We start from the raw sequence: 11,149 nt of genomic DNA, 5'->3' as shown, positions 1-11,149 counted from the left end.
AATAATGCCCGAGGGCGACACCGTCTGGCACACCGCGGCCGCGCTGCGCGAGCACTTGGCCGGGCGCACCCTGACCCGTTGCGACGTCCGGGTTCCGCGGTTCGCCACCGTCGACCTGACCGGGCAGGTCGTCGACGAGGTGCTCAGCCGCGGCAAGCACCTGTTCATCCGCGTCGGACGGGCCAGCATCCACTCGCATCTGAAGATGGACGGCAGCTGGCGCGTCGGCACCCGGCCGGGCCGGATCGACCATCGGGCGCGAATCATCTTGGAAGCCAACGATGTTCGCGCCGTGGGCGTCGACCTTGGCGTGCTGGAGATCCTGGAGCGTGACCGCGACACCGACGCGGTCGCGCACCTGGGGCCCGACCTGTTGGGCCCGGACTGGGATCCGGAGCGCGCGGCCGCCAACCTGGCGGCGCGCCCGGACCGGCCGCTGGCCGAGGCGCTGCTGGACCAGCGGGTGCTGGCCGGGATCGGCAACGTCTATTGCAACGAACTGTGTTTCGTCAGCGGGCACCTGCCCACCGCGCGGGTGGGCGCGGTCGCCGACCCGCACCGGTTGGTGTCGCGGGCCCGGGACATGCTGTGGATCAACCGCTTCCGATGGAACCGCTGCACCACGGGCGACACCCGGGCCGGCCGGCAGCTGTGGGTGTACGGGCGGGCGGCACAACCCTGCCGCCGCTGCCGCACCCCCATCAGCTACGACGACGGCGGTGAGCGGGTGACGTACTGGTGCCCGTCCTGCCAGCGCTGAACTTCCGGTCGCGGCGTGCAATGATCTTGGGTGTCAGCGGCCCGGAGTGCCGGCAGCGATGGTCCACGGGGAGGTCTCAGCGGTGCCGACCAGCCGGATGTTGCGCGGCCTCGGCGCGCTGGTCACGCTGCTCGGCCTTGCGGCGCCGGCCGCCCCGGCCGCCCGCGCGGACGCGGTCGACAACGCGTTCGTGGCGGCGGTGAAGCTCAAGGGCATCCAGTTCGCGTCGCCGCAAGCCGCCATCGTCGCCGGCCACGAGGTCTGCGACGAACTGGATCTCGGTAAGCAGAAGTCCGACATCGCCTCCGAGGTGATGTCCAACAGCAACCTGGACGGCTACCGCGCCGGGTACTTCATCGGCGCCAGCGTGGCTGCGTACTGCCCGAGGTATCGCGGGTCATGAGATGGCGTCGATCGCGGTCGACAGCCGGGATTTGAACTCCTGCGGAATCGGGATGTACCCGTTGTCCGCCAGCCCGTCCTGCCCGGCGCCGATCGTGCTGCGCAGGAACGCCTTCACGGCGGTGCCGACCTGGGAGTCGGGATACTTCGAGCAGACGATCTCGTAGGTCGCCAGCACGATCGGGTAGGAGTCGGGCTGGTTGGGCCGGTAGAACGAGATCGTGTCGAGGGCCAGGTCGTTGCCCTGCTTGATGAACCAGGCGGCCGAGATCGTCTTGCCCACCGAGTCCGCGCCGATCGCCACCGGGTCCGGGCCGGCCGACGTGATGACCTTGGCCATGCCCAGGTGTTGCGCCTGGGCGAACGACCATTCGTTGTAGGTGATCGACCCCTCGGTGCCCTTGACGGCCGCGGCGGCGCCGTCGTTGCCCTTGGCGCCCTCGCCGACACCGCCGTTGAATGTCTTGCCGGCGCCCTTGCCCCACGCGCCGTTGGACGCGCTGTCGAGGTAGCGCTGGAAGTTGTCCGTGGTGCCGGACTGGTCGCTGCGGAACACCACATGGATCGGCTCGGCCGGCAGGGCGGCACCGGGGTTCAGCGCCTGGATCGCCGGATCGCTCCAGGTGGTGATGCCGCCGTTGAAGATTCGGGCCAGGGTGGGGCCGTCGAGGCTCAGCGCCGTCACGCCGTTGACGTTGAAGGCGATCGCGATGGGGCCGAACACCACGGGCAGATTCCACGCGGGCGAGCCGCACCGCTGTTGCGCGCGGGTGTACTCGTCGGCGCTCAGCGGCGAGTCCGAGCCTGCGAAATCGGTCTGGTTGCCCAGGAATTCGCCGATCCCCGCGCCCGAACCGTTGGGTGTGTAGTTCAGCGACTGCCCGGGGCAGGCCTGCTCGAAGGCCTTGACGAAACGGGTCATCGCGTTCTGCTGGGCGGTCGAGCCGCTCGCCCGCAGCGTCGGCTTCCCGCCGCAGGACACCTTGGCCGGCGGCGCGCTCGTCGTCGCGGTGCCCCCGGCGGTGTGGTGTTCGCCGCCGCACGCCGACAACACCGTCGCGCCCGCGGCCAGGATGCTCAGGGCGGCGCCAAATCGTTTGAGCTTCAAGTGAATTCCTGCGGAGTGCCTAGAGGGGACGATCGCCGCCATGAGGCATAGTAACAGGGCTAATCGCGGGCGTGCGCGACGAAAAACCGGGCGATGACCTCCGACGCGTCCAGCGCCCGCGAGGTGCGCCCGATGACCGCCTGGGGCAGATATTGTTTGCCGCCCGGCCAGGTGTGCCCGCCGTTGTCGATCTGGTAGAAGACCACCTCGGTCGACGCCGCGCACGCCGTCGAGTCGAAGCGGTGCACGACGGTGCCGTCGCCGACGTTGGGCAGCACCTGCGTCGCCGGGTCGCCCCGGCAGCCGTCGACAGACCGCCACATGCCCACCATGGCGGTCGCGGCGACGGAGTGGCTGACCCCGCCGCGTCCCCGCACGTCCCCGCCGTTGAACGGCACCAGCGGGTCGGCGGTGCCGTGCGCCGCCAGGACGGCCACCGGCCGCGACGGATGGCAGGCCACGCCCGCGCCCAGCGTCCCCGCGACCGGCGCGATGGCGGCGAAGACGTCGGCGCGCTCGCAGGCCAGCTTGTTGGTCATGAAGCCCCCGTTGGACATGCCGGTGGCGAACACATGCCCGGGCGGGATGTGGTAGTCGCTTTGCAGCTTGCCGGCCAGCGCGACCAGGAACCCGACGTCGTCGACGTGGTCGCGATCCGCCGGTGACGCCCCCCGCCCGTCGGCCCAGCTCTTGTCGAAGCCGTCGGGATAGGCCACCAGCAGGTCGGTGGCGTCGGCGACGGCGTCGAAGTCGGTCAGGCCCTGCTGCCCGGTTCCGCGGCCGCCGCCGCCGTGCAGGCTGAGCACCAGGCCGACCGGTTCGCGGGGCGGCACGTGCAGCGTGTACGTGCGGTCCATGCCGCCGGACCGCAGCGTGCCGGACACCTCCCTGGCGCTGGCCGTCGAGACCAGCCGCACGCCGCAGCCCGCCGCGCTCACCGCGCATGCCGCCACGACGGCGAGCGTCAGCCAGCGCGCGTACGGCATGCCGTCAAGCTACCGATCGCGCTCGGACGACATAACCAATGTTGCGATGTTCGCAATATCCACGATGATTGAACGATGCCAAGCTGTAACCTGCCTGCAACGTTCTAGGTCGAACCTTCAGTCGTCGAACTCGGATCTTTTTGGAAGACCCTTGGGGGTATTAGAAATGACGAGCACCCGCAGCCGCAAGCCCCGCCTGCTGCTCCCGCTGTTGGCGGCCGGGTTCATCCCGGCCGTCGCGCTGCTGGGCCCGCTGTTGCCCGCGCCGAATGCCCAGGCCGACGGCAACGACGACGCGTTCATCGCGGCCCTGCACGCCCACGGCATCGAGCACGACAACGCCAAATCGGCGATCGCGGCCGGTCACCTGGTCTGCCACCAGCTCGACATGGGCAAGACGCAGGAGCAGATCGCGACCGACGTGATGAACAGCAGCAAGCTCGACGGCGACAACGCCGGCTACTTCGTCGCGATCGCCGAGCGCGCGTACTGCCCGCAGTACGCCGACATCCCGTCGTAGCGCAACACGACGGCACCTCGCGCAACGCCGTTACTTTCCCTCGCCGTGATCGCAAATTTGCGGTCGGTACCGTGTGCGAAGCTGTAACGTCCAGCATTCGCGGCTGAGGAAGGATGGGTGATGTCACGGGTCTGGGCCCCCGTCCTGGCCGTGCTGGCCGCGCTCGGACCCCTCGCGGCCGCCCCGATCGCCCGCGGCGACGCGAACGACGACGCCTTCCTGGCCGCGCTGACCGCCAAGGGCATCCGCTTCGGATCACCCGACAAAGCCATCATCGCCGGTCACGAGGTCTGCGACGAGATCGACAACGGCAAGACGCCCGCCCAGGTCGCGTCCACGGTGCAGGCCAACAGCGGCCTGGACGGCTACCACGCCGGTTTCTTCGTCGGCGCGAGCATCCGCGCTTACTGCCCGACGCATTCGTCTTAACGCAATCGAAACGCCGCGCTAGCAGATCAGCGATTTTCGGCGCCTACCATTTCGCATACCAACTAGCGCGGAGAACAACGAGTGGTATCGAAAATCCTTGCCGGCGCTGCCCTTGCCGTCGGGGCAGCGGTGGCGATGGCGGTGCCCGCCGGCGCCGACCCCAGCGTATTCAGCGAACTCAGCTGCAGCTGCCCGGAGACCGTCTCCAACGGCGGGCCGCCCGTCGCCGACCAGATCGACCGCGGCATCCAGTCCGGCCTCGCCGGGGCGAACGTCGTCCTGGCCCAGCAGTAGTCAGCGCCTCAGCCCGCGGCGCCCCGGCCGACGGCCTGCACCGCCGCGTGCTCGTGCAGCGCCTTCTCCGCTTCGGGCGCAACGGGTTTGAGGTCGAAGACGACCTCCTTGACGGTGCCGGTGAACGCGTAGGGCGCCTTGTCCTCGTACTCGCGGTCCACCACCAGGCCGTTGTCGCGGCCGATGTCCATCCCGGCGTACGAGGTGAACGCCAGCGGCACCGTCTTGGCCATCTCGCCCGCACCGATCTGCCGATCGCCGGCCCACAGCGTCACCCGGCCGCCCGAGCCGGGGACCGGCTGCTCGGACTCGAACAGCATCCGGACCGTGACGTCGCCGGTGGGAATCGGCTCGTCCGAGACCTGCTTGTAGGTGTCGACACCCAGATACGAGTACGTGTGGCGCAGGCGCCGCCCCTCGTCGACCCATAAGGCGAACCCGCCGATGAAGTCGGCGTCGGCGACGATCACGCCCTGCGCGCCGTCCTCGGGGACCGTCAGGCGGGCCTCGATCGCATAGGAGCGGCCGAAGATGCGGGGCACCATGCCGCGCTGGATGTTCTGCACGCCGCCCTTGAAGGTGAACCGCGTGGTGGTGGGCAGCGGCGGCAGGCTGCCGAACATCACCGCGAGCCCGCCCAGCAACGGCAGCACCCGGTTGCGTTCGGCCTCGGCCCACCACAGCTGTGTGAGTTCGGCGAGCTTGTCGGGATGTTCGGCCGCCAGGTTGCGCGCCTGGGAGAAGTCGTCGGGCAGGTGATACAGCTCCCAGACGTCCTCGTCGGGATCGTAGCTTCCGGGCGCGAACCGTTGCAGCGTCTCCGGCGAGAAGTCCCACGGCGCCTTGTCCAGCCGGGCGCACGCCCACCACCCGTCTTTGTAGATGGCGCGGCTGGCGAACATCTCGAAGTACTGGACGGTGTGGCGTTCCTCGGCCGCCGCGTCGTCGAAGGTGTGCACGAAACTGGTGCCGTCCAAGGGCTCCTGATCGATGCCGTCGACGCTGACCGGCTGCGGTAAACCGATGGCCTCCAACACCGTTGGGGCGATGTCGATGCAGTGGGTGAACTGGTCACGAACCACCGCGTCGGGCCGGATCCGGGCCGGCCAGGCGACCGCCATCGGGTCGCGCGCCCCGCCCAGGTGGCTGGCCATCTGCTTGCCCCACTGGAACGGGGTGTTGTTGGCGTGGGCCCACGCGCTGGCGAAATGCGGTGCGGTGAACTCGTTGCCGAGCGCCTCGATCCCGCCGTACTGCTCGATGAGCTCCAGCTGATGGTCGGCGTCGAGCAGTACCCCGTTCAGAAACGTCATCTCGTTGAACGAGCCGGTGACCGTGCCCTCCATGCTGGCGCCGTTGTCGCCCCAGATGTAGAAGACCAGCGTGTTGTCCGACTCGCCGAGATCATCGATCGCGTCCAGGAGCCGGCCGACGTTCCAGTCGGCGTTTTCCGAGAAGCCGGCGAACACCTCCATCTGGCGGGCGAACAGCTTCTTCTGGTTGTCCGACAGGCCGTCCCACGCCGGGAACAGGTCGGGCCGCTCGGTGAGCTCGGCGTCCGGCGGAATGACGCCGAGCTGCTTTTGCCGTTCGAATGTCTTGCGCCGGTAGACGTCCCAGCCCTCGTCGAACTGGCCGCGGTACCTGTCGGCCCACTCTTTGAACACGTGGTGCGGCGCGTGGGTGGCGCCGGTCGAGTAGTACATCATCCACGGCTTCTCGGCGTCCTGGGCCCGCACGGCGTGCAGCCATTCGACGGCCTTGTCGGTGAGGTCGTCGGGGAAGTAATAGGGCTTGCCGTCCTTGCCCTGCGGCACGCCGATCACGGCGTTGTCCTGGGTGATGATCGGGTCGTACTGGCCGGCGGCGCCGGACAGGAATCCCCAGAAGTGGTCGAATCCCCAACCCAGCGGCCAGTTGTCAAACGGCCCCGCCGCCCCCTGGACGTTGTCCGGGGTCAGATGCCACTTGCCGAAACCGCCTGTCACATAGCCGTTGTCGCGCAGGATGCGGGGCAGCGCGGCGCAGCTTTGCGGCTTCACCGACGAATAGCCCGGGAAGGGGCCGGGAAACTCGGTGACCGATCCGAAGCCCACCCGGTGGTGGTTGCGCCCGGTCAGCAGCGCCGCGCGGGTGGGTGAGCAGACCGCGGTGACGTGAAAGCGGTTGTAGGTCAACCCGTTTTGCGCCACCCGGGTCAGCGTGGGCGTCCGGATGCCGCCGCCGAAGGTGTCCGGACCGCCGAACCCGGCGTCGTCGATGAGCACGATCAACACGTTGGGCGCGCCGTCGGGCGCCTTCGGCCCGGGCACGATGGTCCAGTCACCGACCGAGTCCGCCATGGTGCGGCCGATGGTGCCGCCGAACGCGCGTTGCGGCAACGGCAGCCGGGTGCGGTCCGGATTGAACTTGCCCATCGCCTCTTCCAGCGCCGCGCTAAGGCTCCTCAGCGTCGAATGGCTGAGCTCCGCAACCGATTTCATCGGCGAGCCGCCCAGCGCCTGCTCGACGGCGAGCCGGCCGCCCGCCGGCGTCACCGCGATGACCAGGCCGCTGCCCGCGGCCAGCGCCTGCCCGATCTTGTCGGCCAGTCCGCTTTTGATCCGGTGGTCGGCGAAGGTGCCCGCCAACGCGCCCGCGGCCGCGCCGACCACCGCGGTGGCCAGCAGCGCCGGCGAGAACAGGCCGACGGCCAGGCCCGCCCCGGCGCCCCACGCGGCGCCGCGGCGGCCGAGCCGGTTGCCCGTGTCCACCAGCACGGGGGTGCCGTCGGCGTCCTTGCCGACCAGCACCGCGCCCCGCAGCGGCACGTCCTTGGCCTTCGTCCGCTCGGCCAGGGATTCGAAGTCGCGGCGGGCCGACTCGAGGTCCTGATACCCGGCGACGATGACCAACGCGTGCTCTTCGCTCATGACGCGGAAATATAGCCCGCAATGGGCTTGGCGGGCGGCTGTTTACCACCGATTCACCCAGCGGACGGCCGGATCGGCTCACGGGTGGTGCAATGGTGTCGCTTGCGACACCATTGGCGAAATGACCGTGCTGCGCCCATTTCCCGGCCGTGGTGCCGCAGTCGTGGCCCGGCCGGCGCGCAGCTGGGCAGCCGATGTCGCCGTGTTCGTCGGGGCTGCGGTGCTGCTCTGGGTGGTCGTCCGCGTCGGCCGCGGGGCGACGGTGCCGTGGACGGTGCCCAACGCGCCGTCGTCGGTGTCCACCGACCCCGCCAACCTGCCCTATTACGCCGCACGCTCATTGTTGCGAATGTTCGCCGCACTGGGCCTATCCCTGGTGTTCACGTTCTCCTACGCCACCGCGGCGGCGCGTTCCCGCCGTGCCGAAAAAGTGCTCATCCCGCTGTTGGACTTCCTGCAATCCGTGCCGGTTCTGGGATTCCTCGCGATCACCATCACCGGTTTCATCGCGCTGTTTCCGGGCTCGCTGTTAGGTCTGGAATGCGCATCCATCTTCGCGATCTTCACCTCACAGGCGTGGAACATGACCTTCGCGTTCTACCAGTCGTTGATCACTCAGCCCCACGATCTCGACGAGGCGTCCCGGTTGTTGCGGCTGTCGCGCTGGCAGCGGTTCTGGCGGGTCGATCTGCCCAGCGGTGTCATCCCATTGGTCTGGAACGGCATGATGAGTTTCGGCGGGGGCTGGTTCTTCCTCACCGCGTCGGAAGCCCTCAGCGTCAACAACCACAGGTTCGCCCTGCCCGGGATCGGCGCCTATGTCGCATCGGCCAGCGACCAGGGAAGCCTCACCAGGGTCCTGCTGGCCGTCGCGACCATGGTCGTGGTGATCATCGGGGTGAACGCGCTGTTCTGGCGCCCGCTGACGGCGTGGGCCGAACGATTTCGCATCGAGGAATCCGAGTCGCTGGAAGCGCCGCGCAGCGTGACACTGGACGTCCTGCGGCGCTCACGCGTACCCGGCATCGTCGCCCGTCCCCTCGGGCGGCTGGTGTACCCGGTCGACCGGGTGATGGCGGTGTTCGGCACAACCGGACGTCCGCTCAAGACGTCAGCCGCGCGACGCAGTTTTGGCGACGCAGTATTCATTCTCGCGTTGTGTGGTGCGCTCGGCTACGGCGCGTTCCGAATGATCGAGTACATCGCCCACAGCGTGGGCTTCGCGGAGGTCGGCCACGCGGCGCTGCTCGGCTTGGCCACTTTCGCCCGCGTTGTGGTGGTGGTCGTGGTCTCGACGTTGATCTGGGTACCCATTGGGGTGTGGATTGGCTTGAATCCCAAGGTAACTCGCTTTGCCCAGCCGGTGGTCCAGGTGCTGGCGTCCTTCCCGGCGAACTTTTTGTTTCCGTTGTTCACCGCCCTGCTGCTGATGACCGGAATCAGCATCAACTGGGGCGGCATCCTGCTGATGGCGCTCGGCACGCAGTGGTACATCCTGTTCAACGTCATCGCCGGCGCGAGTGCGATCCCCAATGACCTTCGCGACGCCGCTGCCAACCTTCGACTGCCGACGGTACTGAGGTGGCGCAACCTGATACTGCCCGGGATCTTCGGGAGCTACGTCACCGGCGGCATCACCGCGGCCGGCGGCGCGTGGAACGCCTCGATCGTCGCCGAGGTGGTCCAGTACCACGGCACCACGTTGTCCGCCGTCGGGCTCGGTTCCTACATCACGCACGCCACCGCGGTGGGCGATGCCCCGCGCCTGCTGATCGGCGTGATCGCGATGAGCATGTACGTCGTGACCATGAACATCGTGCTGTGGCAGCCGCTCTACCGCCTGTCCGAGCGTCGCTTCTCCCTATCCTGATCCCGGAAGGCTTGACCGGAGGTTCCCATGACCGGAAATGACGTGATCATTCACTTGGAACACGTCAGCAAGAGCTTCCCCAAGCCCGACGGTGGCACGTTGCCGGTCCTCGATGACATCAATCTCGACATCCGGGCGGGCGAGGTGGTCGCGCTGCTCGGGCGTTCCGGATGCGGCAAGTCGACGCTGCTGCGCGTGATCGCCGGATTGATCCCTGCCACCAGCGGGGTGGCGAGCTACGACGGTGCCGAACTGACCGGCGCCAACCCCGGTACTGCGATGGTCTTCCAGAACTTTGCTCTGATGCCCTGGCTGACCGTGCAGAAGAATGTCGAACTCGGTTTGGCGGCACGCAAGATCGCGCCCGCCGAACGGAGCAGGCGCGCGGTGGAGGCCATCGACCTGATCGGCCTCGACGGTTTCGAATCCGCTTACCCCAAAGAACTGTCCGGCGGCATGCGCCAACGCGTCGGGTTCGCCCGGGCGCTGGTGCTGCAACCCGATCTGCTGCTGATGGACGAACCCTTTTCCGCGCTCGATGTCCTCACCGCCGAGAATCTGCGCAACGAGTTGATGACACTGTGGACCGGCCAAGAGTTCCCGACAAAAGCGATCTGCCTGGTCACCCACAACATCGAAGAAGCGATCATCTTGGCCGACCGTGTCATCGTGCTCAGCAGCAACCCCGGCCACATCCTGGCCGAGCTCCCCATCGAGCTCGAGCGTCCCCGCGACCGCCGATCCCCCTCGTTCGAAGCGCTCGTCGACAAGCTCTACGGACTGCTGACCGGCACCGGAGCGGGCACATCGCCCGTCGAGCCCATCACGGCCACCCCCACCAGCCTTCCGCTACCGAGAGCAACCGTTGGCGGGCTGGCGGGGCTGGTCGAAATCGTCTACGGGAAGGGCGGGCGAGTCAACATCCCGGACATCGCCGCCGACCTCACCATCGTCCCGCAAGACCTGCTGCCACTGGTGGATGCCGCAGTGCTGCTCGATTTCTTGCGCGTCAACGGCGCAGACCTCGAACTCACCTCCGTTGGAAAGGATTTCACCATCGCCGACATCCAAGCCAGCAAACGGATCTTCGCTCGGCAAGTACGGACCCGGGCACCCTTGGTGCGCACCATTTGTCATGCCCTGCATGACTGTCCCGACGGCAACCTGCGCGCCGGATTCTTCCTCGACATCCTGCAACGAGAATTCGCCCCGCAGGACGCCCAACAACAACTGGATATCGCCATCGGCTGGGGGCGCTACGCCGAACTCTTCGACTACAACGCCGACACCGACGAGATCACAGCCGATCCTGACCTCTGATACCTAAACATGCGTGAGACGACACGCCATCACGGTGCGCCCGTCGATCATCCGCGAGCGGCGGTCGAAACGCCGTTGATGTAGTGGAAACGTGCCGCGCGCCGCCGGATGCGATGGGCGTCCCCGCGGGTGCGATGCGGTAGGTGGTTTGTCGGCTCGGCGTAGAACATCAGCTTGGCCAGCTCCACCAGGACGAGATAGATGGCGACGAACCCGGCCAGCGCGGCGAAGAACTGCCAGGGCAGCGGCGTGAATCCGAGGGTGGCGGCGAGCGGCGAGATGGTGAGCGCGACGCCGACCGCGACCACGGTGAGGCTGGTGATGGTCAGCGGAACGCTGGCGCGGCTGCGGAAGAACGGCACCTTGCGCGTGCGGATGGCGAAGATGATCAGCGTCTGCGTCGCAAGCGATTCGACGAACCAGCCGGTCCGGAACTCGATCGCGCCGGCGTGCAGCACGCCCAGCATCAGGCCGAAGGTCAAGAAGTCGAACAGCGAGCTGATCGGGCCGAAGATCAGCATGAACCGGCGAATGAAGGCGACGTTCCA

The 11,149-nt window shown here is 67.9% G+C and carries 11 protein-coding genes; 7 read left to right on the top strand and 4 right to left on the bottom strand.

Annotated elements, in window-relative coordinates; all coding sequences use genetic code 11:
• Positions 1-4 precede the first annotated feature (4 nt).
• Together nei2 and A5696_RS01590 are read left to right on the top strand one after the other, a co-directional pair.
• Positions 5-760 (top strand): endonuclease VIII Nei2, encoded by a 756-nt coding sequence (gene nei2, locus A5696_RS01595; protein ID WP_067872346.1) that lies wholly within the window; start codon positions 5-7, stop codon positions 758-760.
• Between the two features lie 82 nt (positions 761-842).
• The gene (locus A5696_RS01590) at positions 843-1,163 is read left to right on the top strand and encodes a DUF732 domain-containing protein (RefSeq protein ID WP_231964191.1); all 321 of its coding nucleotides are present in this window, start codon (positions 843-845) and stop codon (positions 1,161-1,163) included.
• Here A5696_RS01590 and pstS read toward each other — a convergent pair.
• Together pstS and A5696_RS01580 are read right to left on the bottom strand one after the other, a co-directional pair.
• Positions 1,158-2,270, bottom strand: a complete 1,113-nt coding sequence (gene pstS, locus A5696_RS01585; RefSeq protein WP_067872339.1) for a phosphate ABC transporter substrate-binding protein PstS — start codon at positions 2,268-2,270, stop codon at positions 1,158-1,160. The genes A5696_RS01590 and pstS overlap by 6 nt on opposite strands.
• A 59-nt stretch (positions 2,271-2,329) precedes the next feature.
• On the bottom strand, positions 2,330-3,256 hold the full coding sequence (locus tag A5696_RS01580; protein ID WP_067872336.1) for a PHB depolymerase family esterase: 927 nt from the start codon (positions 3,254-3,256) through the stop codon (positions 2,330-2,332).
• Positions 3,257-3,422: 166 nt separating this feature from the next.
• Here A5696_RS01580 and A5696_RS01575 point away from each other — a divergent pair, with 166 nt between their 5' ends.
• The 3 genes from A5696_RS01575 (at position 3,423) to A5696_RS27515 (ending at position 4,499) form a co-directional block, all read left to right on the top strand.
• Complete coding sequence (locus A5696_RS01575) at positions 3,423-3,776, top strand: DUF732 domain-containing protein (RefSeq protein WP_067872333.1); 354 nt, start codon at positions 3,423-3,425, stop codon at positions 3,774-3,776.
• 120 nt (positions 3,777-3,896) lie between these two features.
• Positions 3,897-4,205 (top strand): DUF732 domain-containing protein, encoded by a 309-nt coding sequence (locus tag A5696_RS01570; protein ID WP_067872328.1) that lies wholly within the window; start codon positions 3,897-3,899, stop codon positions 4,203-4,205.
• Positions 4,206-4,286: 81 nt separating this feature from the next.
• On the top strand, positions 4,287-4,499 hold the full coding sequence (locus A5696_RS27515) for a hypothetical protein (RefSeq protein ID WP_067872325.1): 213 nt from the start codon (positions 4,287-4,289) through the stop codon (positions 4,497-4,499).
• Positions 4,500-4,507: 8 nt separating this feature from the next.
• Here the strand turns inward: A5696_RS27515 and A5696_RS01560 are convergent, their stop codons facing one another.
• Positions 4,508-7,411 (bottom strand): arylsulfatase, encoded by a 2,904-nt coding sequence (locus A5696_RS01560; protein WP_067872322.1) that lies wholly within the window; start codon positions 7,409-7,411, stop codon positions 4,508-4,510.
• Between the two features lie 121 nt (positions 7,412-7,532).
• Between A5696_RS01560 and A5696_RS01555 the strand changes: the two genes are divergently transcribed.
• Both A5696_RS01555 and A5696_RS01550 read left to right on the top strand, forming a co-directional pair.
• The gene (locus A5696_RS01555) at positions 7,533-9,281 is read left to right on the top strand and encodes an ABC transporter permease subunit (RefSeq protein ID WP_067872319.1); all 1,749 of its coding nucleotides are present in this window, start codon (positions 7,533-7,535) and stop codon (positions 9,279-9,281) included.
• A 27-nt stretch (positions 9,282-9,308) separates the two neighbouring features.
• A complete protein-coding gene (locus A5696_RS01550) occupies positions 9,309-10,601 on the top strand; it encodes a nitrate/sulfonate/bicarbonate ABC transporter ATP-binding protein (protein ID WP_067872317.1) in 1,293 nt (430 codons plus the stop codon).
• A gap of 47 nt (positions 10,602-10,648) precedes the next feature.
• Here A5696_RS01550 and A5696_RS01545 read toward each other — a convergent pair.
• Positions 10,649-11,149 (bottom strand): cation transporting ATPase C-terminal domain-containing protein (locus A5696_RS01545; RefSeq protein WP_197516870.1); only part of this gene is annotated, 501 nt, incomplete at its 5' end.

Origin of the sequence: Mycobacterium sp. E2699, assembly GCF_001666745.1 — a bacterium.
In the GTDB taxonomy this organism is placed as follows: Bacteria; Actinomycetota; Actinomycetes; order Mycobacteriales; family Mycobacteriaceae; genus Mycobacterium.
Note: the sequence above shows the minus strand (reverse complement) of the source record. Positions and strands in the feature narration are given on the sequence as shown.

Bases quoted from the DNA above. Each gene is read 5' to 3' on its own strand.
- nei2 (WP_067872346.1), top strand. From the start codon at position 5: ATGCCCGAGGGCGACACCGTCTGGCACACCGCGGCCGCGCTGCGCGAG.
- A5696_RS01580 (WP_067872336.1), bottom strand. From the start codon at position 3,256: ATGCCGTACGCGCGCTGGCTGACGCTCGCCGTCGTGGCGGCATGCGCG.
- A5696_RS01575 (WP_067872333.1), top strand. From the start codon at position 3,423: ATGACGAGCACCCGCAGCCGCAAGCCCCGCCTGCTGCTCCCGCTGTTG.
- A5696_RS01570 (WP_067872328.1), top strand. From the start codon at position 3,897: ATGTCACGGGTCTGGGCCCCCGTCCTGGCCGTGCTGGCCGCGCTCGGA.
- A5696_RS01560 (WP_067872322.1), bottom strand. From the start codon at position 7,411: ATGAGCGAAGAGCACGCGTTGGTCATCGTCGCCGGGTATCAGGACCTC.
- A5696_RS01555 (WP_067872319.1), top strand. From the start codon at position 7,533: ATGACCGTGCTGCGCCCATTTCCCGGCCGTGGTGCCGCAGTCGTGGCC.
- A5696_RS01550 (WP_067872317.1), top strand. From the start codon at position 9,309: ATGACCGGAAATGACGTGATCATTCACTTGGAACACGTCAGCAAGAGC.